This is a genomic window from Achromobacter maghribensis (genome assembly GCF_057334215.1).
Genome location: NZ_JBHFII010000061.1, coordinates 62,295 through 87,611, shown reverse-complemented (window position 1 = coordinate 87,611; position 25,317 = coordinate 62,295). Strand labels below are relative to the sequence as shown.

The 25,317-nt window shown below is 58.1% G+C and carries 18 protein-coding genes; 6 read left to right on the top strand and 12 right to left on the bottom strand.

The features are described 5' to 3' along the window. Positions 1-242: 242 nt before the first annotated feature. Entirely contained in the window at positions 243-959 is a 717-nt protein-coding gene (locus ACE039_RS26505) for a hypothetical protein (RefSeq protein WP_485823777.1), read from the bottom strand. Positions 960-1,223: 264 nt separating this feature from the next. Next, the gene (locus ACE039_RS26500; protein ID WP_485823776.1) at positions 1,224-2,207 is read right to left on the bottom strand and encodes a lysozyme inhibitor LprI family protein; all 984 of its coding nucleotides are present in this window, start codon (positions 2,205-2,207) and stop codon (positions 1,224-1,226) included. A 1,193-nt stretch (positions 2,208-3,400) separates the two neighbouring features. Between ACE039_RS26500 and ACE039_RS26495 the strand changes: the two genes are divergently transcribed. Continuing rightward, positions 3,401-4,222 carry an abortive infection family protein gene (locus ACE039_RS26495; protein WP_485823775.1) on the top strand — a complete coding sequence of 274 codons (822 nt, stop codon included), beginning with the start codon at positions 3,401-3,403 and terminating at the stop codon, positions 4,220-4,222. Between the two features lie 18 nt (positions 4,223-4,240). On the opposite strand, the gene ACE039_RS26490 is transcribed toward ACE039_RS26495, so the two are convergent. Further along, on the bottom strand, positions 4,241-5,515 hold the full coding sequence (locus tag ACE039_RS26490) for a hypothetical protein (protein ID WP_485823774.1): 1,275 nt from the start codon (positions 5,513-5,515) through the stop codon (positions 4,241-4,243). Positions 5,516-5,923: 408 nt separating this feature from the next. On the opposite strand from ACE039_RS26490, the gene ACE039_RS26485 reads away from it, so the two are divergent. Beyond that, positions 5,924-6,307, top strand: a complete 384-nt coding sequence (locus ACE039_RS26485; RefSeq protein ID WP_485823773.1) for a nucleotide pyrophosphohydrolase — start codon at positions 5,924-5,926, stop codon at positions 6,305-6,307. Between the two features lie 544 nt (positions 6,308-6,851). On the opposite strand, the gene ACE039_RS26480 is transcribed toward ACE039_RS26485, so the two are convergent. After that, positions 6,852-8,090, bottom strand: coding sequence for a hypothetical protein (locus tag ACE039_RS26480; RefSeq protein WP_485823772.1), 1,239 nt, complete (start codon positions 8,088-8,090; stop codon positions 6,852-6,854). 439 nt (positions 8,091-8,529) lie between these two features. Here ACE039_RS26480 and ACE039_RS26475 point away from each other — a divergent pair, with 439 nt between their 5' ends. Next, positions 8,530-13,098: an AAA family ATPase gene (locus ACE039_RS26475; RefSeq protein WP_485823771.1), complete on the top strand. Its 4,569-nt coding sequence runs from the start codon at positions 8,530-8,532 to the stop codon at positions 13,096-13,098. Positions 13,099-13,379: 281 nt separating this feature from the next. Here the strand turns inward: ACE039_RS26475 and ACE039_RS26470 are convergent, their stop codons facing one another. Beyond that, on the bottom strand, positions 13,380-13,601 hold the full coding sequence (locus tag ACE039_RS26470) for a hypothetical protein (protein ID WP_485823770.1): 222 nt from the start codon (positions 13,599-13,601) through the stop codon (positions 13,380-13,382). A gap of 334 nt (positions 13,602-13,935) precedes the next feature. Between ACE039_RS26470 and ACE039_RS26465 the strand changes: the two genes are divergently transcribed. Beyond that, positions 13,936-14,577 (top strand): arylsulfatase, encoded by a 642-nt coding sequence (locus ACE039_RS26465; protein ID WP_485823769.1) that lies wholly within the window; start codon positions 13,936-13,938, stop codon positions 14,575-14,577. A gap of 216 nt (positions 14,578-14,793) precedes the next feature. Here ACE039_RS26465 and ACE039_RS26460 read toward each other — a convergent pair whose 3' ends face one another. From ACE039_RS26460 to ACE039_RS26450, 3 genes are all read right to left on the bottom strand, one after another. Further along, complete coding sequence (locus tag ACE039_RS26460; RefSeq protein ID WP_485823768.1) at positions 14,794-15,786, bottom strand: Lnb N-terminal periplasmic domain-containing protein; 993 nt, start codon at positions 15,784-15,786, stop codon at positions 14,794-14,796. 121 nt (positions 15,787-15,907) lie between these two features. Next, positions 15,908-16,252: a hypothetical protein gene (locus tag ACE039_RS26455; RefSeq protein WP_448709506.1), complete on the bottom strand. Its 345-nt coding sequence runs from the start codon at positions 16,250-16,252 to the stop codon at positions 15,908-15,910. 193 nt (positions 16,253-16,445) lie between these two features. Continuing rightward, a complete protein-coding gene (locus tag ACE039_RS26450; RefSeq protein ID WP_485823767.1) occupies positions 16,446-17,165 on the bottom strand; it encodes a hypothetical protein in 720 nt (239 codons plus the stop codon). 76 nt (positions 17,166-17,241) lie between these two features. Here ACE039_RS26450 and ACE039_RS26445 point away from each other — a divergent pair, with 76 nt between their 5' ends. Both ACE039_RS26445 and ACE039_RS26440 read left to right on the top strand, forming a co-directional pair. After that, positions 17,242-18,603, top strand: coding sequence for a hypothetical protein (locus ACE039_RS26445; RefSeq protein WP_485823766.1), 1,362 nt, complete (start codon positions 17,242-17,244; stop codon positions 18,601-18,603). An 88-nt stretch (positions 18,604-18,691) separates the two neighbouring features. Then, entirely contained in the window at positions 18,692-19,159 is a 468-nt protein-coding gene (locus tag ACE039_RS26440; RefSeq protein WP_199196950.1) for a MarR family winged helix-turn-helix transcriptional regulator, read from the top strand. A gap of 63 nt (positions 19,160-19,222) precedes the next feature. Here the strand turns inward: ACE039_RS26440 and ACE039_RS26435 are convergent, their stop codons facing one another. The 4 genes from ACE039_RS26435 to ACE039_RS26420 all read right to left on the bottom strand — a co-directional run. Beyond that, positions 19,223-20,539: an MFS transporter gene (locus ACE039_RS26435; protein WP_485823765.1), complete on the bottom strand. Its 1,317-nt coding sequence runs from the start codon at positions 20,537-20,539 to the stop codon at positions 19,223-19,225. Between the two features lie 62 nt (positions 20,540-20,601). After that, a complete protein-coding gene (locus ACE039_RS26430) occupies positions 20,602-23,574 on the bottom strand; it encodes a c-type cytochrome (protein WP_485823764.1) in 2,973 nt (990 codons plus the stop codon). Beyond that, complete coding sequence (locus ACE039_RS26425; RefSeq protein ID WP_485823763.1) at positions 23,571-24,092, bottom strand: (2Fe-2S)-binding protein; 522 nt, start codon at positions 24,090-24,092, stop codon at positions 23,571-23,573. The genes ACE039_RS26430 and ACE039_RS26425 overlap by 4 nt, the downstream gene beginning before the upstream one ends. A 112-nt stretch (positions 24,093-24,204) precedes the next feature. Next, positions 24,205-25,317: FAD-dependent monooxygenase (locus ACE039_RS26420; protein ID WP_485823762.1), on the bottom strand; the 1,113-nt coding region annotated here is incomplete at its 5' end.

The window sequence follows — 25,317 nt, the reverse complement described above, 5'->3', positions numbered from 1 at the left end:
ACAGAATCGGCCGGACGCTGACTCTCGTAGCCTTTCGCTTCCAACCCATTGCCACCGAGCACGGCTCGAGCACTAGTTATTATCGGACACGATTGCGAACCGATCGTTCGCCTCCCGCTTCTGGCCTGAGTGCCCCCTTTACCGCCGATGGTTTTCGATCTCAGAGCGAAACGATCACCCCCGTGGAAAAGCGAGATATGTGACCGCGATCCCGCTGCGGCCCTACGAGGGATTCCTCTGGTTCAAACGCAGAGGATGCGTTCCCCTTGCGCCACCTTCCGAATGTAGTAAAGGACAGGGAGTTCCCCCCTGTACCCACTCCGGCGAGCGAACTCGCCAAGTCTCCAGGATTGCCCCCTGACACCATGGAATCCAGGCTGCCTCGCGGCATTCTGGAGGAGCACCTTAGCATCTCCCCAACGTCGGCGCTTCAGGTGATCCTCAAGTTGCCAGTAGATTTCCCGCATAACCTCGTCCGGACGCTTCCAGGTCCAGCGCGTCCGACCGTTGTGAGCGTAGCGGGTTAGTTCGTAGCCCAGCCACCCCAAACGCGGCTTGTCGAGGACGAACCGCAGCTCCTCGTGCGCCCCCAGGTCGCCCGCCGTGAATAGCATCAGCCATTGTGCTTTCTCGCGCATTTGGAAAGTGCTTGCGTCAGCGCCTGGCGAATCGCCCCCACAGGCACCCGTCTCGGCACCCATACCGTTGCCGGCGTAGGAATGATCCGGGCAATACAGGACCAAGAGAGCATTGGCCTGGCCAAGCTTTTTTCTACGAATGCGTTGGGCAGGTGTAGCAGCGATGGCGTGGAGACTGTGGAGCTTCTTGGCCAGCGTCGGAATTTTTTCCGGGGCAATGACTCCACAGGTGTAGCGATCGTAACCATGAGGAACGCTGTTCAGAATCCGCGAAAGCGCTGCGGTTTTGCTGCTAGCGATGGGTGTTGTGGGCGAAGGCATGATCGCTCCGAAAGTCTTCTTACCTGGGTATAGCGAAATCAGGTAAAAAAACGCTCAGCGATGCATATGCGATTGATCGAGAGACTGTAGGCAAATAATGATGTTCCGAGCAACGCTCGGGCAACGCGTCTGCGTTGCTCTATGAATGCACGCGTCAGGGCTGCGAGAAACGGATGGACGCCACTGCGCACGGCCTCGCGACGAGGAGCTCCAATGCGAGCTGGTAACGCCGCTTCCGGCGTTCGCGAGGGCTCGCTGAGCTGCCTAGTCACTGGGCCGCCGCCACGCCTCCACTTGCGCCGTGCGTTGCTTCGCGAGATCTTCAGCCGTACTCGCAGCGACGAGTGGCCAGATTGATCCGCCACCCTCGCGGGACCCGGCGACGAACAATACCCAAGCTTCCGAGTACTCGCTCCATCGATCCTGAGACTCGTTAAACGCCTCCACCTCGCCTGGGGTTAGGCGTGCCCGCAGATCGTCAGCGACTTGTCGCAAACGCGCTTCTGCTTCGTGATACGAGTCCGCAGCCGCGATGTTCATGTCAGTCTGCGTAAGCGGCGCCCCGGGATGCAGTGTTTCCGACACAAACTCGTCGGCCGCCTGAAGAAAGGACACACAGCTGTGAAAACAGCGTCCGATCTCCTCGACATCGATCTCGTACGCAGACGCGATCTCATGGCAAATGATGTGTCGAAGTTCGAAGGTTCGGCGAACGTCCGCATAAACTTGGTTCGGATCGCTCAGGATCGGCTCAGCTGGCAGCCCGTTCACCTCATGAGCCCATCGATCTTTGATGGCGCTGAGACCAGCCTTGAAGTCCCTTCCTAGAAGGCTACTCATGGTCGACTCCACCTGCTCCAGTCGACTCAGCTGAAGGTTGTGCGCGACAATTTCGCCAACGGTCACAGTCTTGCCGTGGACGGCGCGAAGCACGGAAAAGTCTAACTTGATTCCTGAGGCCGGCTTCTCGGCGTTGCTAAGAAACGGCTCTCCAGAGTCAATGAGGTCGGTGACGACCATCCGAAAGTAACCTTCGACGCAGGCGATCAAGGCAACAGGAAAGTACTTGGAGAGTTCCGCGGTGGAGCGATCGTATTGAGCGAACGCATGCTCCAAGGCAAACAGCCGTAGCGGTAGCTCGGCCATCGAAGAGCCGAATAAGCGGCGTCCGCGGACGTCGGCAATCTCTTGAATGATGTCGCGAGTTAAACGGCTCATATAAATTTGCCAATTGTCGGGAGCATCCATGGTAATCGGTGAGCACGATCGCTGGTCACCTATCCGGAGCCTCGAGCCGTCTGGACGAGAGTGCAGGTTCGCCACCGACGTGGTGCTATACGGTAGGGAGGCACGATGCTGCGCCGGGCAGAAGCCCGACGCCCTTGCATCGGCGGTCTTGCCCAGTGCGTCTCGTGAAGGCTCACCGGGCAGGACCGCCAACTTGCAAATCACACACATGGGGATTTCTCCCCGCGCAACGACCCGCCAAGTCGTTGCAAACCGCCGTAGCTTTGTGCCGCTTAACCGTGGCTGGCAAGGCTGCAACGGGCGCTGTGATGAGACATCATCACTTCGACCCAATCCAGGCCCTGGGAGGCCTTGAGGTTGGGCGACTCGGAAACGGGAGCTGTGGTAACACAGACCAACCCGGTTCATGTGGATAGCGGTAACCAATCCGCCCTTGGGACAGCTGGAAGCGAACGGCTGTGACGAGGACTTGGCAGGTGGGCTGATGAGGCCGTGGTAACGCGGCAGGGGCACGAGGGGAAACCTGGACTGCCTGGCACCTCGCTGATAACGCGAGGGTCTCTGGATAGCTTAAGCCTGTAATGGGGGGTGGGAGCCTCCTTCTGAGTAATCACCTTGGGCCAGCCCCTGCGGGGGTGATTCGCTGGCGACGGGTTGGGCAAGTAAGCCTAGCTATGGAACATCGAGGGCTGAAACCGGCAAACCGGGTAAGCGTATGCGATGCACCAACCCTGAAGCGACTGAGCCTTGAATCGTGGTGAGACCACTTGAACTAACGTGGGAATCTCCGACCTGCGCTGACCTGGGTGGCACCAGGAAGCAGAGGAGAGGGAGCGGCGGATAGTAGAGTCCGAGCGGATCGCGAGCCCTAATCAGGTAAGCGTGACACGACGTCCTATGGACACTCGAAAACTGCCAGCGGTTGAAAATGTGTGTGCCCCGCAAGGGGTTTTGAGCTTGGCGGCTCGTTGCAGGTTTGATAGCCCGAAGTGCTTGGCGGCACCGAAGGCGAACACCCATGCTTGGCGGCATAGGGGCAGCAAGGTAATGGAAAGAACGATCTACTAGGAGGGAAAATATCAGAGCTGCGTTAAAACGAGAGTTTTGCGGCCTCTCAGCCCCCACCCACACGTGGGGGCTTCTAGCCCTGAGACCGTTCCCGCCTGATCCCATTCCATGGAGTCCACAGCACTATGCGTATGCCGATACCCGCCCCAGTGATTGCAGCTTGTGCTGGTGTTATTGCTGAGCGAGAAACCCACGCTTCGCTGGACCGGCTTTTCATGCATGCCGGTGCGCCAGGAGATCCGCCCGAAGGTAGCAAGCCAGTCAAAGCGCAGGAATGGCTCCGCAGGATCAATGCAGACCAGACCGTCACACCTTTGAAGGTGCTCGGGTTGCTAATCGAAGGCTACATGGAGGAGGAGCCTCCCGAAGCACCTCCATTCAGCGACCTACCGGCACCGATCGAGACCGAGGATCAAGCGAAAATAAGAAAAGCGCTGACCCGTTACCAACTCCAGTATGTTCGGGGAGGGTCGGTGGTCTCGGGAAGCTTGTCCTCACCGTCCAAGGCGCTTGAAGACTTCATTAAGGACCGGGACGTACCCGCACTGGATCAAGAATTCAAGCGCGCCCTGTCGAATGTGGACCAGAGTCCTCGCGAAGCGGTCTCCGCCGCAAGCAACATCCTCGAAAGCGTCTGCAAGGTGTACATCGCCGAACGTGGGATTGAGATGCCGGCCAAGCAAGACTTGAAGCCCGTCTGGACAGTCGTCCGCAAAGACCTCGGCTTTGATCCAGGCGCTATAGAGGACCAGGACCTCCAAGTGATCCTGACTGGCTTGATTGCGGTGGTGGAGGGAATCGGAGCCCTTCGAACTCACGCGAGTTCCGCGCACGGGGCTGGGAAGAAGCAATACAAACTCGAACCGCGCCATGCACGACTGGCAATACACGCGGCCCACACCGTAGCGCTGTTTGTTCTTGAGACATGGGCGAAGCGGGGCAAATAACTCCACCGGTGAGCGGGCTCACTCTTCGCTAGCCAGAAACCGGTACATCGCCTCGAGAGCTGCTTGCTTTTCCTGGTGATAGTCGTACATGTTGTAGTGCTTGGTCTCCACTCCAGTCTGGTCATGCGACTGCAAACTATCGCGGACCTCTTTCCGGATCCCTAGCTTGGTCAGCAACGTGGTCACCCCCGACCTGACACGCTTCAGTTCGAAGCCCGAAATCTTGTCGCGGACCAGACCCTTTGCCCACGTGCGCATGGTCGTAGGGCTCAAATGTTTGCCCGGCGTGACCGAGATAGCGAAGCCCTCACTGGGCGCAAGTTGACCAAGCGCTTCATCTACCACCGCCATGCGTGGAATGTAGATGGGGCGAACAGTGCCTGTCCTACCCTTCGAATCCATCAGGGTGATGACGTCCTGTCCGATGTGGTTGCTCCGCATGCGCACGAACTGCTCTAGGCGCTGGCCTCCTAGCATCAGGTGCAGCCTCAGAACCGCAGCCTCTCGGCCGGGAGCATTGATGAGCCGCCAATACTCGCGCATCTCAGCGACGCTCAGCGGATTTTTGTCAGCGCTCCTCGTCAGCCGGATGCCCCTGATTGACGCGACAGGATTGTTCTTTAGCTTGAACCTCATCCACTCTTCGGACACCGCTGCATTGCTCTCTGGATCCAACCCCTTCTCGTATGCGGAGCTCAGATACGCCTTAAGCTTCCTCGCAGTGGTCTTATGCCCCCTCACAATCAGCGGCCGTAGCACCTCAGTGATTTGCTCTGTCGTCACCTTGTTGGCTTGAGTTCCAGCCACCTGCGGGAACGACCCTGTCACGTTTTTCGCGAAGAGGTTCCTGGCTTGTTTTGCCGTCTCCGCGTTCCTTTCTTTCAGATGCAGTACGTACACCTCGAAAAGGCGACTTAGCGTGTGCCCTTTCGCGGCCTCCTCATCCTCGCGAGCCTTTACTTCGGCTTTCTGATCGGCGAGTACCGCGGCGTAACCGCCTCGGTCGAGCGCTGCGTTGTGCATCGCCGCCATGTCTTCGGCGGCCCTCCGCGCGGCGGCCAGCGAATAACCCTTGTCCGTAGGTTTTGCAGTCTTAGGTGGGGCTGACGAGTCATACCGTCCAATCGGGTTCTGCTTGGTCTGGTTCTTGTAAGTGACACGCCAGTAGAACTTCAAAACTCCATTGCCTTCTTTCCTCAGCCACAGTGAGCCATGCGTCAGCTTCTCAAGCCTTATGAACCCTCTGGGCTTGCAAACCTCCCCCGCCTCTCGAATCGTCATGCCCTTGCTCATTCAGTGCCACCTTCGCCGTGTTGACAGTTCAGTGCACAGTTTATCCCTAGATGGCATGGGAAGTCACTGGACGTAAATAGACAACAAGTAGAGCAATAACAGCGGCTTACAGGTAAGCAATCGTCCAACCAGATCTAACAACATCTACAATTCGGGGACTCAAAATCCCCCGCCGCAAGGCGTGCCGGTTCGATTCCGGCCCCGGGCACCATCTAAAAATCCCTAGTGTTTACAAACATCTAGTGCGATTCGTTGTCTTGCCCCATCGTTCAATTCCCTCTCAGTGCTTGTGAGGCCGTCATTCCAAATGATGGGCTAGTCGCGTTCGTCCAGACACTCCGAGCCAAACGCGACGTCGAGCACTAAGCCAGACTTACCAGGAATTCACGCGGGCGTCCGGGCACAAAAGTGCAACTCGCCTTCGAGCGGTCTATCATCCGTTGCACCAACCTCTCCCAAGAAAGGCAGGAAATGGAACACGTCATTCAACGACTGCGCCAGTTCCGCGACGAGCGAAACTGGCAGCAATTCCACAACCCTAAAGATCTGGCCGTGGCCCTCAGCATCGAGGCCAGCGAGCTGCTGGAAGTCTTCCTTTGGAAGGCCCCTGAAGCCGCCGACCCAGAAAAGGTGAAGGAAGAGCTTGCGGATGTCTTGGCCTATGCGTTGCTGTTGTCCGATGCGTACAACTTCGACATCGAGAAGATCATTCTAGAAAAAATCGAAAGGAATGAAGAAAAGTATCCGGTACACAAGGCAAAGGGAACCGCAAAAAAATATAACGAGCTATGAGTCAAGTACGCCGTTGGATGAATATCGCTATCGGGTAGTAGGCGAGTTTCTGGAGATGGTGAGCAATTGATCTATTTGCAGATTATGGCCCAATGATTACGCGAGTTTCCCAACCATCGAGGTCAGAATTTTGGACCCATCTAATGGGAGACATTCGGGGAAGGAACGCGTCCGCAGCGAAAAAGAGACGGAAGGAGAGGTGCCTGGTTGCAATTTTGTCGACTAAGTTTTGCAGTCCGACACCTTTATTTATTGGGATAACCGACAGCCAGACAGCGAAGAGAAAATTTGGCATGCGAATCTACTAGTGGTTCGTCTTAATGGAAATGCAAAGTCTGGTTTTCTCTTTACAACGAATACCATATGTCGGTAATCCTCAATGTTTGGAACTCATTACTCCCAGTCGGCGCAGACCGCTGCTGGCCGAGCAGACCTGCGCGGCGGCCCGCTTTCGACCCGAAACAGTCATTCATATACTGCTGCCCGAACAGTCAAAGAATAACGGTCGGCTGTCACGGAAATGTGCGCTCAAAGGCGAGAACGCTTACGTAGCAGATCGCACATAGACGATGGCGTCCAACATGGCGGCTCGCACCTGCCAAATTCGTGCGTCCTCTGCATCTGCGGGAGGTTCCTTGCACCACCATGGCGTCAGAAGGATAGTCTCAATTACGGTGTCCCAATAGTTCTCGGGAGATTGCAAAGCCTTTTTCGGAACGCCAAGCTGCCTTGCAAGTCTCTCCGTATTGGTGCTGGTAACAGGTACGAAATAGTCCGGTCTCTTTAGACAAGCAAGCCGCGTCGCTCCAACAATGCCAATGCCGCCATCCTCACCTGCGGCTGCTTTCAAGGCGGCCCAATAGGCTTGCCAATCCGACCGTGTGGGCGCGCCTTCAGGTGGAATTAGGTCCAAAGCCGCAGCCAACTCACTGGGATTATCCTTCTCCACAAGGCGAGCATAGGAGTGTCCGAACCGACGCGCATTTGTCATCGCGCCGAAGAGGTTCCATTCAATGTCACTATCGCTCTTGGGCTGCTCCATGCTAATGCCCGCAACTCTCCGACGGTCCTCTAGCGGTAATCGCAGGAATCCGTTGGGCTGCTGTAGCAGTCTCCGCACTTGATCCAACATGTCCAACCGACGAACGCGGCCGTTTCTTGGCTCGTCGTTAACCATTGTGAGCCACTCCTCCCATCCCATGTGAATAGGAGCATCCGTTCGTCGCTTTTCTTCAACGTTGTCCGGCTCTTCCTTATACAGATCGTCTATGGTCTGTCTCTGGCGTTGGGCCGCGCGATAGCTCGCTCTGTAGCGACTAATGAACGCGTTTGTCGGTGTGATGCATGGACCTTGCGCCATGTTTTCGATGAAACTCCGCAGCGTGCTCACGATAGCGTCATCTTTTTCAAACTCAAGCAGGGTACTGAGTTCCACATTGTGCTCAAATGCGCCACGAGTCATGTTATGGCTGCCGATAAGAGCCATATATCGATCGTCGTGTTCAAACACGTAGAGCTTGGGATGAAAGAGTGGCCCCTTTGCGCTACGAAAGAAGGCCCAGTTCTTGTTAGCTAATCGCTCAATGCAGTCGGGAGCGGTGAGGGAACCGTGTGTGCCGATAACCACATATTGCAGCTTCACTTCCTGGCGAACCATCTCTAAGAATACTTCGTTTTCGGTAGCCCAAGCTACTGCGATCCACGCGCGTCTGCATGTCCGAAGTTGGCCAATAATAGCTTTGACCATTTGGCTGGAGTCGACTAATACACTAACTGCCTTCACGCCCGCACCTTCGTCGTTGTAGTGTTTACAGTATGGCCGAACCTGGTAAAAAGATGAAAGGCCGATTGTTTTCGCTTAACTTAGCTATGTCGTAGTTTATTGCTAAGTGAGCTGGCGAGCGAGGGTTTGCGGCAGATGAGCGGCGTTTCCAACCGGGAGCCTCTTTGACGACAGATAGCTCCCGACCCGAAGCGGACGCCCAAACTATCGAGCGTTGATTGATCGCTTGTGGAATGGAGCACTCTTTCATCACACGTTGACGTGCGAAGCGAGGCCTTTTTAGCCAGGTAACAGAGATGCTTGGCCGCTTCTGGAAATAAAGTCAAATGCTGTAGGTCGACTGCTTAAGGCTATCTGAGACGAACGTCTACTAAAACTTCTGTCGTAAACTAGCAACTGTCCGAGAAAAGGGAATATACATCCCAACAGGAGTCAGTAGATGAGCATCGCAGGCATACGCTCCAACCGAGGTGACGGCTATCAAACAATGGTGGCATTTGATTGGGCATTAACAGTCCTATCCGATCCAGAATGCCTTTGGCTTGAAATCGACTCGATAACGTATTCGGTAGACGATGTGGTGGTCGGCAAAGCCGACGGTACTCTGATCGCCTGTCAGTGCAAGAAGAATCAAACCGATTTCAAGGCTTGGTCAATAGCCGATCTTGCGGACGAGTTGGACAAAGCCGCTAGCTTGCTGAGAAATAACAAGAATGCTGAGGTGCGATTCTACTCACGCAACAACTTTGGCGACCTCGCCAAACTGAGAGAACACAGCGCGACACAGAATGATGACTCTAGTTATAAAATGAGTTTGGGCAAGGAGCATCAAACAACAGATGCTGCTTTGAGGGCACGGCTTGCTGCGTCCACCCCTGGTCTTTCCCCCTACGAATTTCTGCGCCGTACAAAATTTGTGACCAGCGATGAACTGGAACGCTTGGTCGATCTTCTACGCGAACGCTTGCGCAACATGGCGAGCAATCCGGGTGCAGCATTTGATGCCCTTTGGGGGCACCTCGATCAACTCGGGGCACGCGTCGGGGGCGATAACACCTCCGCAACTCGGCATCGATTAACCAAAAGCGACCTAAAAGCCATTCTTCATAGAGTTGGGGCCATGTTGGTTCCTCCCATGGATCTTGCCGAAGTACGTTTGTCGTTTGCCAGTACATCCGCAATCGGCAGATCATGGCGGAGAGATATTGCGGGGCAAAAAATTCCCAGCTCGACCGTGAACGAGCTGATTACCGCAATCCGTGCAAAGAAGCAGGCCATCTTGCTCACCGGGTTGCCCGGTTCTGGGAAAACCTGCGTACTGCTTGCGTTGCAAGAGGCATTGGAGCAACAAGCACAAACTTGTTCAGACATTGCGCCGATCTTCATTCAATCGCGTGAATTCGCAGACCTCCCCACGGCACAAGATCGACATTCGCAAGGCTTGCCTGAGCAATGGGTCGAACAAGTCGCCCGTCTGGCTGAAAACGCGCATGTAGTCGTCGTCATCGATTCGCTGGATGTCCTGTCCATCGCTCGCGACCATCGCGTGCTGACCTACTTTTTGGCGCAGATAGACCGTTTGCTATTGATTTCCAATGTCACCGTGGTTACCGCCTGCCGCGATTTTGATCGACATTACGACCGTCGAATCGCCGAAAGGAAATGGGATTGCGAATTTAATTGTCAGTCTTTGGACTGGGCTGCTGATGTTGCACCACTGCTCGATAAGCTGGGGATTGCAACGCTCCCCATCGATGCGACTACTCGCCAGCTGATAGAGAACCCACGCGAACTGGCCTTATTCGTCGATTTAGCACAACGTGAGGGCAGCTTCAATGTGGTGACTAGCCAAGCGTTGGCGCAGCGCTATCTCGATACTATCGTGCGAGCCAACAGCGCACTGGGAGACGCGGCAATACAAGCGATAGAAGCCATTGCCTCGGATATGCTGAATTCACGCAGCTTGGCTGTGCCATATCAACGTTTCGACGCATCGCAAGAGATTCTCCGCCTGCTTTGCAGCCTCAATGTGATGCAGGCAACGCAGGATGGGAAGCTGACATTTGGACATCAAACCCTGCTGGACGTATTGGTCATCAGTGGAGCGGTGCGCAGTGGCATCACGCTGAATGGATTTCTTCAGGGTCTACCACCCGTTCCTTTCGTCCGTCCCAGCATCCGCAGTTTTATCGCCCAATTGGCGCTAGGCGAGCGTCGAAAATTCAGGAAGCAGCTACGTACCGTCTTGACGGGTAGTGCGGCCTTCCACATCAGGCGATTGGTGGCAGAATCATTTGCAGAACAGAAGCCTCAGGACGATGACTGGCCATTGATACATGCCCTGCGCGAAAGGCACCGCGACGTATTTCAGGTGATCTATGGTGCCAATGCTATTGAGTGGCACCACTTCTGGTCAAAACATCTCGTCCCGAGGTTGAGGAGTGCGCGGGATGTCGAAGGAATGACAAGACATGTTTATCGAATAGCACAGTGGGGAAGCGCAGATACCGCTGGCGTGTTGGCGTTATGGACGGAGGCGCTATCACTCGATTGGCTGGATAGCAACAGTATTGCAGAGCAACTTAGCTTTCATCTATCCAAGGTTAAACCTGAGAATATTGCACTGATTGTTCCGCTACTTGAGCGGCTGCTCGATTTACCGCGCTCGCAGCATAGCTTCCTTGGAAAACTGATCGCGCGTTGTGTGGCGGCGGGTGTGGCGGATGATTTCCTGCTTTGGCGCTATATCGCAGATAGCGTTAGCGACGACGACTTACTTGAATTCAGGTTTGATAATAAACTGCGTTGCAATTCCCATGAATTTGACGACCGGGAGGGAGATTTCCTCCGTCAACGCATGGAACAGTCCACAGCATTGCTGGACTTAGCGTTAGAATCGATTCAGCGCTGGAGCAATGTTCGCAAATCGATCTATGGTGAAACTCGTATTGGATACCGACATGGATTTTTGAGCGATACCTCATACGATGATGCGCACAGTCAGGGAGATATTCGCAACGCAGACAGTATAAATGTCCTGTTCGATGCGCTTGAGGCGGCCATAATTTATCACGCCAAAGCGAATTCGGAGTGGTGGCGAAGGAACCGAGAACGTCTATGTTCCAGTCACGAAGGGGCATTGGTCTACTTCGCCATTCTCGCTTGCACTGCGTCACCTGAAACCAACATCGATTTGATCGGACGTATATTGTGCGACAAGGATTTGCTGGAATTTGAGCTATCCTTCGAATTAGGGACGCTGATTCAGTCGGCATTCACCCTCATTGACACCTCAATGCAAGATGTTGTGACCGCGAAACTCTTAAATCTGTGGGATGAAGAGATTTCCGATGAACCTAGCCGTTTCTGGATATTGGAAAGACGGGCGGAATTTATAGTCTCCATTCCTTGCTACCAGCGCTCGCCAGAAGCGCAAGCGGTGTTGAATAAATACGAAAATAAGGCTGGTGCGTTGATTCGGCAACCGCGCATACGCTCGCGGGGCGGCATAGTAAGTGCGCCGTTCTCATACGAAGTATTTCTCCATTCTGGCAATGCCGGGGTGCTGTGCTTGTTATTACACTACGCTGGATATGAAAGTCATTTCGATGATTTTCTGGTCGGGGGTGAGCGCGAAGTGGGCAGGCAACTGCATGAGGCCTCTTCCCGCCATCCGGCGCGATTTCTGGATTTTTTGGTCAACCATTGGTCAAATATTTCAGGACGATTCCGGGATGACATAATGGACGGCGTTGCCACGTATCTATCTTATGGTTATGGCAATTTGCAAACCAATAGTGCGTGGAAACCTATCGAAGAGCCCGATGCTGCTGTCTTGGCAAGTCTGATTCTTGATGAGCTGGAAAGGCATCCGATGCATTGGAAACACCGACGCTCCGCAGCAAAAGCGTTGGAGGCTTGTTCTAACGTCATATCTGAAGTGCAAAGTGTAAGACGAGTAGTTTTTCTTGCCATAGGATTTGAAGCCCTTCATGAAGACGATCCTATAAGAGGCGAAAACGTCGGGTTGGTTTCCATAGGAATCAATATGATTAAGGGTGATATTGCCGAAGCCCTGATGATTTTAGTGAATAATCTACGTAAGCACGGTAGTGAATTTCCCGACTTGTTGGCGCCTACCTTGCGCCGTTTCGCGAATGACGAAAATCCTGCGATTCGTGCGCTGATTCTGCGCCGCTTGCCATACTTTCAAAGCAAAGATTTTCGTCTGGGCTGGGATTTGTTTTATCAAACCATGAAGAATGCGGAGAGGCTTTGGGAAGTCGCGGAGCCCTGCCTCTACTACGCCTATCACAATAATTTTGAAGTGGTGAGGCCTTTGCTGACGCGTCTTCGCGACGAGGGTAGCGGCAAAGACTTGGGAACTTGGGGGCGTATTTCAGCGCTGGCCAGCATGGCTCGCAAAATCGAATTCAGCGAGTTATTGGACGACTTGAAAGTATTAAATAGGACGGAAGCCTGGCAGGGGGCTGCGGCTGTTTGGACAAATTTTGAAAATATCCGACAGCACCACGAGCAGTGCCTTCGTGGTTTAGATGCAGGTTTAAATGCTGGCCCTGACCATGCCCGACTAGTTGCAGAGCGAATGGGGAATTTTTTTCGTGACAAGTCAGCAGTTGTCTCCGTACCCATAGAGCTGATTCGACGTTGTTTCGATGTGTTCAAGAACGATGCCGATAGGGGGAAACACCATCATCGCCTTTTCGAATTTCACAAATGGCTCAATGCGACCTCGCAACATGATCCCGAACAAGCCTTGGCTGTCACAGAGATTTATTTGGCCTATTCCACCCATTGCGAGCCATATATGTATGACCATGAGGATAATCTTGCCCAGCTGATGACCCGCCTCTTTGCTGAAGCAGAAGAACGAGAAGAGTCCGACGCTGGCGCGATGCTACAACGTGTGGTCGTCGCACAAGACACTCTACTTTCTCTGGGAGTAAATAGTATGGCTGCTTGGTTGAAGGCGGCCGAGCGCCCATGATGAAAAATAATGGTTTCTGAAATTGTAATCTGACACTGAGGTTTAGGCGAACATCGGAGCGAGGTGCGAGCATGTCCGCTTCTGGCCGGCAAGCGACAGCTTGCTGGTCGGGATGCATCAAACCTCTGTTTGTTCAGCCATCTCAAGAGCATCGTCGACCTCGATGCCAAGGTAGCTACCCTATGATTCATCTGATGGGAATCCTCGGTTGAGATTTTTGGGGGACTATCAAATGTCACTCGTGGCCATTCGTCGCATCTGCAATGTGGGCTACGACAAAGTTAATCTTCGAGCCAGGGGAGTTCTTCGTTGGGGCCGTAAATGTAGTCGTCAGAAATGTAGAACTTTCCGCTCTTCTTCGGACCGTAGATGTAGCCATCTGAGATGTAGTACTTGCCGCTATTTTTTGGCCCATAAATGTAGCCATTCTGAATATAGAAACGACCTGACTCTTTGAAGCCGTAGATGTAACCATTGGAAATGTAGTATTTGCCAGAACTCATACACCTCTCCTCTTGAGTTTTTCTTAACTCGTTAATTTACAGGACTAATTTCCGTTTTTGGCCGGATTACGGTGCGCGGGCTAGTGACCGGTCTTGGCCGATTTCTGCCGCATATTTCGAACGGCGCTCGACTCCCTTATGCTGTTGTTCAAAGCCCGCAACCTGCATTGCGAGCTGCCTTTTTCATAGCCTCTCTGGGATCTTGCCCGAGCACGATTGCCACGCAATCCGCACAAAGCGAGAACTGTCGATACCAGTATGGCCAATGGCCTTGTTGCGACACAGCGCCAATAGAACAATCCGTTTCGAACCTTACTTCGACAGGATTGGGCGCATGAAAATCTCGTTTTTGCACACGATGGAAAGTAACGAAGCGGTCTTTGGGCACGCAGCGGTGAAAGCGGGCTGGGCATCGGACCAGATTCGTCATGCGACGCGCGAGGACCTTCGGCAGGCCATGGCGCAGCCGTCGGCGGCAGGCGGCAGCGTGCACGGCCTGGTCCATGAGGCGCTGCGGGAATTGATGGCCGATGCCGACGCGGTAATCGTGACGTGCGCGACGCTGGGTCCCGCGGTCGACACCATGCAAGCCGCATCGGTTCCCATCATCCGGGCCGATGCGGCCCTGGCTAAAGCGGCGTCGCACGCCGGAAGCAACCTTGCCGTGCTCTGTGCGGTCGAAGCAAGCGTTGCACCGAACCGGGCGCTCTTCGAACACTATGCGGCCGCCACCGGCGCCAGTGTGACGGTTCAAGTGATTCCCGGCGTCTGGGCGCTTTACCAGGAAGGCAAACAAGCGGCATGCCTGGCGGCATGCGCGCAACACGCGGATGAGGCGTATGCCCAGGGCTTTGATGTCGTGGCCTACGCCCACCCATGGATGGCGGGAGCCGCGGAGTGCGTGGAAAGCACGCGCCGACCGATCCACGGCGTTCAGGCGGCGCTAGACGCGGTCCGCGCCGTACGAGAGGTGTAGGGCGCCCCATCCCGGACAGGAACCCATCACACCGCCAACCCGGACCGGCATCCGAATACCAGGCGCCGATGGAAGGAAACTCGATAGTTCAACACTACGTTGCAGAAGCGCCAGCCACCTTGGACGGATGTCGATCGACTCCGCCTTGAATGCGTATCATGCGTTCATTCCAGCCAAACAAGGTTGCGTGTCGGTGGCACTGTAGGTACCTGTCAATCAGCTGGCCTTACCTACGACTCCTGGAACGCCACGTCGGATATCGTGGGAAAAACTGCCTTCGTCTTGCGACTCGCGCGCTCGATCCGTGTATCGGCCTTTCGATCGGTATTCCGTGGGAGAGCTTGCGCCGGCTAGCGCGCCCAACGCGAAAAGATATTCCGGCAGGTATCCGGAGAGAAGTACGCGGTAGTCTAAAGGAAGGCCGGGGACGATGCGATCCGCCAGTTGGTATACGAGCGTAGTGCAGTTCGCAGTGATCGTATTGTAGAAGCGCGGTTTCTTGATCAGGGAATTTGCCGTGTCGACGTAAGCAAGGAACAGTGCGGATGCGGCAGCCTGGTCCATCACGACGCGGTATAGGTAGCCGTCTTCGCCACGAACGTTGGTTCTTACCTTAAGACTGTCTTCTTCAGTAGAGGCCAATACTGCCAGCTCGTATTGCCTGAAGAATCCGCCTATTTCCGAGAATTTGTCGCCGCGTTTGCGGCGTATTTCGACGGAAAACAACGCGTATTCACCGCCCTCAAAACCAAACGACACCATTGCATGCGCAACGGCCGGCCTGCCCCAGTAAGACAAGATCAAGTCAACAGAAGCAAGCCGCGATAGATCATAGTCACGGGATACCCAGCGGGGATCAAATTCCTCTGAAGACACCCACCTGAAATCTCGAACATTGTGCAAACGGACCATGCCGTCAACGGCTGAACCATAGGTTTGACGCGAGACTTCGGGCATCCATGCACGGTCATTCTGCGGACGTACCAAGCAGAACCACCACAGCAGCAGCAGTCCCAACATGCCGGCGTACAACCAAAGGCACCATAAATGTCCGCCGAGGAAGCCGACAAGCATCGTGGCAGAGAGTGCCGCCCACAAGGCGGGGAGCGCCCAGCGCGCGCGTCCCGCCGCAGGCGATTTGAACCAAAGCGCCATCGCGCCCCACGTCGCACTGACAACGATGAGAACCAGCGTCAGAAAGGTCGTCATACCCGAAGTGCCGCGTTGCGAGGGCTCATCATATTGTCCATGCTGTCTGCAAAAAAGCCCGCTACTTTCGCAGACGGGCATTTGAAACCAAATCGGCTGTCAACCAAAAGAGTGGCGCCGTTTATGGGAGCCTGGATACGATGAAGGCGACTTCGTTTCGATGGTTGGGATATCGACTATTCAGCAGTGCGGCGAAGTCTTGCTTGGCGATTCGGTGGCGGTAAGCGTCATGCAAAGAAACCAAAAACTGGTTTGCTTCGGCTTCCGTATCGATGGGCATGCGCTTGTAGGAGGGGTCCGCCTTTATCTGTTCCACCAGCGAGTCGAACCATGCAGAGAACGGCTTGTCTTCGACCGCCGCCTCAACGCGAGGATCGGTATTCGTCGCACATCCTTGTATCGCGGGCACGGCCAGCACGCATGCTAGTAGAACGGCGCGACCGAACTTGCCAACTTTCATCTTCATGTTTGCAGCTCCATGGCAGTCTAATCCGAAGGTGTGAAGATACCGCGATATACGTGAAATCGGCACAAAGGCCCTATCAAGAAATGCAAAAAACCCGCTGCTTTCGCACGCGGGCTTTCTATGCACGCACTTATTCAAAGTGACTAAACAGCAAAAACTTTAGTCGAGAAAATACGACCTCGCAATAGGTCGATCACATAGACATTTTGCAGACAATAGGCGCTCGCCGTCGAACCCGACGGCGATACCACCACGTCAACGCGGCCCCTAGCAGTGCCCAAACACCCAGGATCACAGCGATGAAGGGCCAGAATATGAAGGTGGAGACATCGTCCCAGCCGGGCGCGGTGCGCTTGAGGCCGATGGGCGCGCTGATTTCCAGTTCGATCTGCTCGCCCTGAAGCGTCGGCCCGACCTCTTCAACCGTGAAAGAGAGATGCGAAGTGCCTTTCGCCAGCTTCGGGAAGGGCGCCGTGGTTTCGGGCCGTGCACCATCGGTATGACTTTCAGGCCATAGCGCGCGATAGAAATGCGTCGCGCTGGCCGCGCTGCGCGGGGCCGCGACCACCACGACGTCCAGCCCCCTGCCATCGCTCACACGAATCCGCACCGGCTCTCCAGGATTGACGAAGCCTGGTGTCGCGTCCGGTGCGCCCACACGGGTCGTGGACGCTCCCAATTCGGGCCGCTCGCTGCCCGTCTGGCCGCCAAAACGCGCCTGCAGCCATAGTGGCGCTTCGCGGATGCGATAAACCTCGGCTTGCGCCGTCTGTTTGGGCGCAAGTGTGATTAGCGTCAGCGTGGGATCGGCGGACAGCACATACCGCAGCATGCCCACCGCGAACCACGCCATGGCAGCCAGCCAAAGCACCCAACTGATCGTTAACAACATCTTGCAGAACGTGCGCCACATATCGTGCTGTCCAGAATTTTCCAGCGTTGGAGCGTACCCGATTTGGTCGGGGCGATTCGACGCGATATCGGTTCGGATGCCCATCGCTATCGGGCAGTTTCGATCACCCATTCATCAAGGGCGCAGTGTCAGGTACAGTTCCAGTACCGCAATAATGCGCAAGCCCAAAAGATATTCCGCTACCGGCGCGATGACGACAAAAACCTACCGGCACTACCTTTTCGGCATCATCCTCTCGATCGCTTTGGCGGGTTGGCTTGCCGCGCTTGGCATTATCGCGGTGGCTACCCCGAACCTGGGCTGGGGAATCGTGGCCCTGCTTACCGGTGCGATCTGGGTGGGCGTGCCGCTGGCGATTCTGCTTGCGATCACGTGGATCGCTTATATGGTGCGTGATCGGGGGCAAGTGCCGGGACGCGTGCATGCGCTGCTTTTCGTGCCTGCGCTGCTGGCGATGTTGATCTACCCGGTCAGCGATTCCATCGAACGAGGCAAGTACGACGCGTTCAGCGCGGCCCATCCTCCCATTGGAGAGACACACGTCAATCTAAGCGGCAATGACCTGTGGATCGATACCAAGCCCTCGGCCAGCACCTCTTCCGGCGCCGGCCCGAACCTGCCGCTTGTGGCCAGCAAGCCGGAGCAGTTCGCGGCTTTTATCCGCTACCCCACACCGACAACCGACGCCAACGCGGCCTCCGCATTTCCGTACGATGGCGCGCGGTTCAATGACAAGATCCAGCAGTACACCTATCGCCTTGCGTCGGGCGACGCGGGTGCTTCGCTACCGTTGAAGCGCCTTCCCTATCCGGATCTGACGCCGCTCTTTTCCGCGTTGGGAAAAAAAAAAGCGACGATGGTTCGATATTTCTATTTCCACTATCCCGATCATGTGGAAGTGGCGCCCGCGCTGCAACGTCTGGCCGGTATGACAGAGCAACAGCTGGACGGCAAGAAGCAGACAGGGCTGGTCCTTTTCAAGACACAGAACTACATGCCGAACGGTATCGCTCGTTTGGAGATCAATGGGCAGACGCTGGATATCGGCGAACGCGCGCTAGCGCCGGTCATGCCGCTTCCCGCGTCATGTCAGGACTATCCGTACCCGGCGGGCGGGGCTTTTGCCGATCTGGGCCAACCGTTGACGTTGCGCTGGCAAACGCTGGACGCCCCGCAGACGTGGCATACAGCCACGTTGCCGGTTCCCGCTTTCCGCCAGCCTGGGCGGATGGACGGTGAATCAACGCTGTTGCGCGTCCAGCTTTATTTCCTGCCGGACGGCACCGTCGAGGGCGAGCGGTTTGTGGAAGTTCGGCAGGCGCGGGATCAATTGGCGATTCGCGCAACGGGCGTGCCGCAACGCGCGGCCGTCTATACCCGCTGCGGCGGCGCATTCAGTGCGTTCAATCCGCAAACGGTGAAGCTGCTGGCGGACTGACTTCCGGTTCACACGAAACCCGCCAACGCTCAAACCGTGTACCGTTGACAAAAGTCATGATATTCATCGCAGTACTTCAGATAGGCTTATGCGCACTATGAAAGGCAAGTCCTCGTCCACGAAGGATGGCTATTTGTTTTCTGATCAGATAGGTCACCTGCTGCGGCGTGTCTATCAGCGGCATACCGCACTATTCCAGCAATACATACCCGATTCGCAACTCACCGCCGCTCAATTCGTGGTGTTGTGTTCCGTGCGGGACAATGGCGCGAGTTCGCTGGCGGATCTGGTCAAGGCAACGGTTATCGATCAGGCCACCGTGCGCGGCGTGGTAGACCGGTTGAAGCAGCGCGAACTGGTCCAGGTAGACCACGACCCCATCGACCGCCGTAAAGTCGTTATCAACCTGACGCCTATCGGGCAGGAACTGGTTGCCCAGATGGAGCCGTTTGCCAAGCAGATTACCGAAAGCACCTACGGCAACTTGAACCCCGCCGAACGCCTGGCGCTGGATTTCCTGTTGACCAAAATGCTGAACGGCGACGAGCAGGCATAAAGCCTGTTCGTCGCCGTCAGTCAATCAGCCTGGCAGTCAGCCAGGCGATCATTCAAGCCCCGATCATTCCAACGCGCGGTTGCGTGATTCCACGTCGACCGACCAGATGGAGATTGCACCCGCCACCAGCATGCTGGACAGCACGACCAGCGACAGCGTGAAGTGGCTGCTCATGATTGGCGCGATGATGGCCGGCGCAAATAGCCCGCCGAAACGCGCCACGGCGCCCGCCATGCCCATGCCGCTTGCGCGCAGGTCGGTCGGGTAGACCTCGGGCGTGAATGCGTACAAGGCGCCCCACGTGCCCAGCAACGAGAAGCTCATCAACAAGGTCGAACCGATCACCACGGCGGGCGACGTGCCCAGGCTGTACAACATGCACCCCACGGCGCTCAGGATCAGGAAGCCGACCAGCGTGGGCTTGCGGCCCCAGCGTTCCACGCCATAAGCCGACAGCGCGAAGCCGGGCAACTGCACCAATGCCAGCAGCACCAGGAATTCCTGGCCGCGCATGAAGGCGAAGCCTTCAGTGCTGAGCTTGACGGGCAGATAGACGAAGACGCCGTAGTACGCGATGGAGATCAGCGCCCATGCCAGGAACAGGCCGATGCTGCGGCGCCGGTAACCGGCCGAGAACAGGGCGAACATGGACTTGTGCCCCGGCGTTTCGGGCTGCAGGTGGGGCATTTCCACGTCGCGACGGTTGACGCGGGCAACCCGCTCCAGCACCTTGCGCGCCTGATCCGATTTACCGTTTCGGTTCAGGAACATCGGCGACTCGGGGATATAGAAGCGCAGCACCACGCCGATCAGGGCAGGCAGCCCGGTCACGAAGAAAATTACGCGCCACGCGTCATCGCCCCACGAGGCTGCGGCCAGGGCCAGCAGCGCCAGGAAAATCGTGCCCACGGCCCAGAACGATTCCAGCAAGACCAGCCAGCGTCCGCGCCGGTCGCTGGGCAGGAATTCGGCCATCATCGTGTAGTCCACAGGCAGCGTGCCGCCCACGCCGATACCGGTCAGGAAGCGCAGGAACAGCAGCCACGTGAATTCCGGCGCGAAGGCCGAGGCCACGCCGGCGCAGGCGTCGATGACCACCGCGATCATCAGGACCGGACGCCGCCCGATGCGGTCTGCCATCCGGCCGAACACGAATGCGCCGATCAACATGCCGATGAAGAAAAACGTGCCGCTCTGCAATGCCTGCGGCACGGTGATGCCGAAGGTCTTGGCGATCGACGGCGCACTGAAGCCGATCGACAGCACCTGCATGGCGTCGGCCAGCCAGACCAGGCCGAATATCACGAAGAGCCGGTACTGGAACTTGCCGACACCCGCCACCTGGATGGCTTTGTCCACTGAAACCAATGAAGCTGACATAGATGAAAAACCCCTTGTTGTGATCAACACAAACTGCTGCACGCGTTGTGGCCGCGCTTCCTTTAGTTCAGCTCCGCGTGCTCGCGCAGCCTGCTAATCGTGTCCGTCGAATCTGGCCAGGCGTCCTTGCCTGGCGCATGGCGTTCCCGCAAATAGCCGATCAAATCCGCGATCTGCCTGTCGTCCAGCGCGTCCTTGAATCCCGGCATATAGCCCAGCTCGTCGTTGGCGGGCGTCTGGATGCCGTTGAGGATCACCTGGATCAGGTTGTCGGGCGTCGCGGCGTGCAAATTGGTGTTCGCGCTTAACAGGGGCTTCACGCCGAACAGCGTGGGGCCGCTACCGGCTTCATGGCACACCGCGCATGCGTTCTGATAGACGCGTTCGCCGTTTGCGCGGCGGCCCTGAAGGGACTGGATCGTGGCGGCGGCTGGCGCGGGGTGCGCGGCAGGTGTCGATGCGGACGGTTCCGGCTTGGCGTTGGCAGCACCCGCCGCCTGCGGCAGATCCAGCAAATACGTGGTGATGGCCTTGACGTCGCTGTCGGGCAATTCCGCCAGGCCATGGATCACGGGCGCCATCGGACCGGCCGCGACGCCATGGCGAGGCGAATAGCCCGTGCGCAGATACTGGAACAGATCATCGCCCGTCCAGGCGCGGGCGCCCGTGGCCAGTTGGTTCAGCGCGGGTGCGGTCCAGCCCTCGGCCTCGCCGCCCGCCAGGTAGTTCAGGCCCGTCTTTTCCGCGCCCAGGCGGTTGCGGGGCGAGTGGCATGCCGCGCAATGGCCGGCGCCCTGCACCAGATACGCGCCACGCAGCCATTCCGCGCTGCGAGAGGGATCCGGCGTGAACGGCTTGGCATCGTGGAACAGGGCGTTCCAGCCCGCCAGCAGCGGACGGACGTTGAAGGGAAACGCCAACTGCGTCTTGGGCGGTTCGGCGCGCACACCGGGCTGCGACATCAGATAGCCGTAAAGCGCCTGCATGTCCGCGTCGCTTAACTTGGCGTAAGCCGTGTACGGAAACGCGGGATACAGCTGGCGTCCGTCTTGATGCACGCCTTGGCGCATGGCGCGCTCGAACGCGGGGTATGACCAACGGCCGATGCCGGTGTCATTGTCGGGCGTGATATTGGTGGTGTAGATGGTGCCGAACGGCGTATCCAGCGCCAGGCCGCCCGCGTTGGCCTTGCCACCGGGCGCGGTGTGGCACGCGATGCAATCGCCCGCAGCCGCCACCAGGCGTCCGCGCTCGATCGCGCCCGCGGAATACAGCGATACGTCCGGCCCTGCCGTTAGCGGCAGCGCAGGCTTCATGGGCCACAGCGCGACGGCCATTCCGGCCACGCCCGCCATCCCCGCCGCCAGCCAGCCCCACCCCCGCGCCAACGGATTGCGCGGCCGCTCGCGGCGGCTACCGGCTAACGCCAGCCGCAGTTGCTCGGGGTCAAACGGAGCCTGCCGCAGGCGCACGCCCGTTGCGTCGTGGATGGCGTTGGCGATGGCAGCGGCCGCAGGCAGCGTCACGACGCCGTCCACGCCCAGTTGTCCTTGCGTCACCACGCCGCCGTCGGCAAGACCCGCTAGAGACAAGCCTTTTTGCCCTTCATGCTTGCTTAGCGCGCTGCCGGGTTCGGCTGCCGCGCTCGCCCCTGGACTGATCCAGTCATCAAACGCCGGCGGCCCGGCCAGGAGCCGGCGCGCGCTGGCAAGCAGCCGTGGCGTCTGATGCTCGATTTCGGGCAACACGGGCGCAATCTGCGCGGGCTGCAACGGCTGACTGTCGTGCCCGGCCACCACCCGCGTCACCTCGACCCGGCCGGTCTGGGGCTGCACCGTCACTTCGGCGACCCAGGCGCTCCAGACCATGCGGTCAGCGCCGGTCTCGTCCACGCACTGCACTTGCGCAGCCGCGAATCCCGTGCCTCGCAACGTGCCGATTTCCGCCACAGCCTCATCGGCCGCAGCAGGCAATTCCGCCCGTGCCACCACCTGGCGCGCCAGCTCCAGCCCTTGCCCCGCTGGCAGGTGGCGCAACCGCCACGCCACAGGGTCTTCACCCCGGGCCACGGCCTGTTCGTGCCACAGGCTTTCCTCGGCAAACACCTGCGCCGCATTCAACTCATCCACGCTGGCGTGTAGCGGTCGAGTAGCGCCCTTGTTCGCGTGCACCGTCACGTCACTGCGCACCGTCGCTTGCGCGAATGCGCGGGCATGCCCGGGCTGGCTCAACAGCCGCGCCACGCTCGGGCGCATTGCCCAGGGCGCATCCGACCACAACACCATGGGCGACGGTTGGTCGGCGCCGGCATCGGGCACCGGCGCTTTTGCATCCGGAGCAGGCGCCGACGCTACCGCCGATTGCCGCACGTGCAGCACCAGTTCATCCGCCGTTCCGGCATGGCAGGCCACGCAAACCGGCCGACCCGCCGCCTGCGAAAGCAGCGCCGCGTCGGCCGCCGCATCCAGCAGGTCCAGCGGATGCGGCGCGTCTTGCCGGGCTGCGGCCGTGTCGCCGGCATCCATGACCGTCAACCGTATCGCGGCCAGGGGTTGCTGCAGCAAGACGGACAGCTCGCGCCGCAGTTGTTGTTGAACATCGTGCGCGCAGGCGGGCAGCCACACGCCGGTGTGCCCGTTAATGCTCCACACCGTAACCCGACCCGCTGCCTTGGATTCGCCTGACGGCAGCCGCAATCCGTAGCGCAGCCGATCCGTGTCGGGCGCAGACAGGCGCGGCGCCTGGTTTGTATCCGGGGCTTGCCAGACGGCAGCCAACGCCACCGCCGCTTGCCGGGCGTACAGCGAGGTCACCGCCACGACGCCCGCGAAATGTTCGTGCTGCACCGTCGCGACCACGCCCGCCAGGCTGCGAGCATCTGACAGACGCACGCTAAGCAGCCGGCTTCCGCGATAGCGCGTGCCATCCCAAGTCAGCTCGGGGGGACGCAGGGCGATACCGTGCAATAGGTCCGTGGGCAATGCGGGCGACAGGCCGGCGTTTGCCGACGGCGCTGCAAAAGCGTTCGCGCTCATCGTGGGAAGTCTTCCGCAGCGCCCGCCGCGCGCAATTGCACGGCCCGTAGCGCCGCCTGCATGATTTCCACATGCGTGCCGCAACGGCAAAGGTTGTGTTGCAGTTCGCTGCGCAGGGCTTGCTCCGTAGGGCAGGGATCTCGGCGCAGCAGGGCTTCCACCGTCATGATCATTCCGTTCAGGCAATAGCCGCATTGCGCCGCCTGGCAGTCGATGAACGCCTGCTGGGTCGGCCCGGGGTGCTGCCGCGTGCCCAGCCCCTCCAGCGTGGTCACCGCCCTTCCCTCTGCCGCCCTGACCGGGATCACGCAGGACCGCGCCGCCACGCCGTCGATCAGCACCGTGCAGGCGCCGCATTCACCCAGGCCACAGCCGTACTTGGGACCGTTGAGTTCCAGGTCATTGCGCAGCACGTGCAGCAACGCCGTATCGGGCGTCGCCGGCACGTCGTGCGCGCCCCCGTTGACCGTCAAACGGAGGGAAGGCGGAGCGTTGCTTGGAGTGGCTGAGGATCCCATGGGCGTGACGCGTGGCGGCAGTGTGAAAGGGTGAAAGGTTGCCGCTACGCGGGCCGGGGAGCAAGCCCCTTCTTTTGCCGGGACAGGTTTCCGGGCGGCGCAGCGGAGAACATCACGCCGCGGCCTGCGACTTGGGGTCGACCAGCGGCTCGCTGAACACGTCGTAACCGAAGCACCACGAGGGGTCCTCATTGGTGCGCAGCCAGGTGTTGTCGTGAGAGATGCGCTGCACCTTGCTGGCGCGTTCGGCGCGGTTGGCCTCATACAACGCGAACGCAAGTTCATGGTTGTGCACGCCCACTTCCTTGAAGCACCGCGCCAGCATCGCGCCGTCTTCAATGGCCATGGCCGCGCCCTGCGCCATGTGAGGCTTCATGGGGTGGCAGGCGTCGCCCAGCAGCACCAGACGGCCGCGGCTCCACAGCGGCAACGGATCGCGCTCCAGCAGCGACCACTTGGTCACTTCCACCGTGGCGTCGATCAGCGCCTGCACCGTGGGATGCCAACCGTTGAAGGCCTCGCGCATTTCGTCCTTGCTGCTAGGCACCCAGCGGTCGTTCAGGTCCCAATGCTCGACCGGCACGCCGGTAACGTAATAGAGCTCGTCGGCCTTGCCGGTCACGAAGTAGGTCATCATGTGGCGGTCGTCGCTCCACCACTTCACGCAGGCGTCGAAGGGCAGCATTCCAGCCTTGACCTGCGGGGTGGGGAACACGGCCCGGTGCGCCAGATAGCCTGCGTACTTGGGCAGTTCCGGCCCCAGTAGTTCTTCGCGAATACGGGAGTTCACGCCGTCGGCGCCGATCACGATGTCGGCCTCTTCCGAGGTGCCGTCGGCAAAGTGCATCACCACCACATTGCCCCGGTCCTCTACCTGAGTCAACGACTTGTCGTAGGCAACGGCGCTTTTCGGCAAGGCGTCGATCAGCAAGGCATGGAAGTCGCCACGATGCACGGTGAGGTACGACGCACCGTAGTGCTTGACGGCGTAGTCGCCCAGCGGAATCTGCGCCAGGATGTCGCCCGTTTGCCAATGGCGGCTGTACCAGTAATCCGGGTGGGAGCCTTGGGCGTTCAGCGCGTCCTCCACGCCAATCCGGCGCAGGATCTTCATGACGTTGGGGCCCACATGGATGCCGGCCCCTAGCCGCGAAAAGCCCGGCGCCTGCTCGTAGACACGGACATTCAGTCCTTCTTTGAGCAACAGCGCCGCGGTTGCGGCGCC

Excerpts from the sequence above, each read along its gene's own strand:
- ACE039_RS26435 (WP_485823765.1), bottom strand. The coding sequence starts at position 20,539 with ATGTCAGCTTCATTGGTTTCAGTGGACAAAGCCATCCAGGTGGCGGGT.
- ACE039_RS26460 (WP_485823768.1), bottom strand. The coding sequence starts at position 15,786 with ATGACGACCTTTCTGACGCTGGTTCTCATCGTTGTCAGTGCGACGTGG.
- ACE039_RS26455 (WP_448709506.1), bottom strand. The coding sequence starts at position 16,252 with ATGAAGATGAAAGTTGGCAAGTTCGGTCGCGCCGTTCTACTAGCATGC.
- ACE039_RS26490 (WP_485823774.1), bottom strand. The coding sequence starts at position 5,515 with ATGAGCAAGGGCATGACGATTCGAGAGGCGGGGGAGGTTTGCAAGCCC.
- ACE039_RS26500 (WP_485823776.1), bottom strand. The coding sequence starts at position 2,207 with ATGGATGCTCCCGACAATTGGCAAATTTATATGAGCCGTTTAACTCGC.
- ACE039_RS26475 (WP_485823771.1), top strand. The coding sequence starts at position 8,530 with ATGAGCATCGCAGGCATACGCTCCAACCGAGGTGACGGCTATCAAACA.
- ACE039_RS26505 (WP_485823777.1), bottom strand. The coding sequence starts at position 959 with ATGCCTTCGCCCACAACACCCATCGCTAGCAGCAAAACCGCAGCGCTT.
- ACE039_RS26440 (WP_199196950.1), top strand. The coding sequence starts at position 18,692 with ATGCGCACTATGAAAGGCAAGTCCTCGTCCACGAAGGATGGCTATTTG.
- ACE039_RS26495 (WP_485823775.1), top strand. The coding sequence starts at position 3,401 with ATGCGTATGCCGATACCCGCCCCAGTGATTGCAGCTTGTGCTGGTGTT.
- ACE039_RS26430 (WP_485823764.1), bottom strand. The coding sequence starts at position 23,574 with ATGAGCGCGAACGCTTTTGCAGCGCCGTCGGCAAACGCCGGCCTGTCG.
- ACE039_RS26470 (WP_485823770.1), bottom strand. The coding sequence starts at position 13,601 with ATGAGTTCTGGCAAATACTACATTTCCAATGGTTACATCTACGGCTTC.
- ACE039_RS26425 (WP_485823763.1), bottom strand. The coding sequence starts at position 24,092 with ATGGGATCCTCAGCCACTCCAAGCAACGCTCCGCCTTCCCTCCGTTTG.
- ACE039_RS26465 (WP_485823769.1), top strand. The coding sequence starts at position 13,936 with ATGAAAATCTCGTTTTTGCACACGATGGAAAGTAACGAAGCGGTCTTT.
- ACE039_RS26450 (WP_485823767.1), bottom strand. The coding sequence starts at position 17,165 with ATGTGGCGCACGTTCTGCAAGATGTTGTTAACGATCAGTTGGGTGCTT.
- ACE039_RS26445 (WP_485823766.1), top strand. The coding sequence starts at position 17,242 with ATGCCCATCGCTATCGGGCAGTTTCGATCACCCATTCATCAAGGGCGC.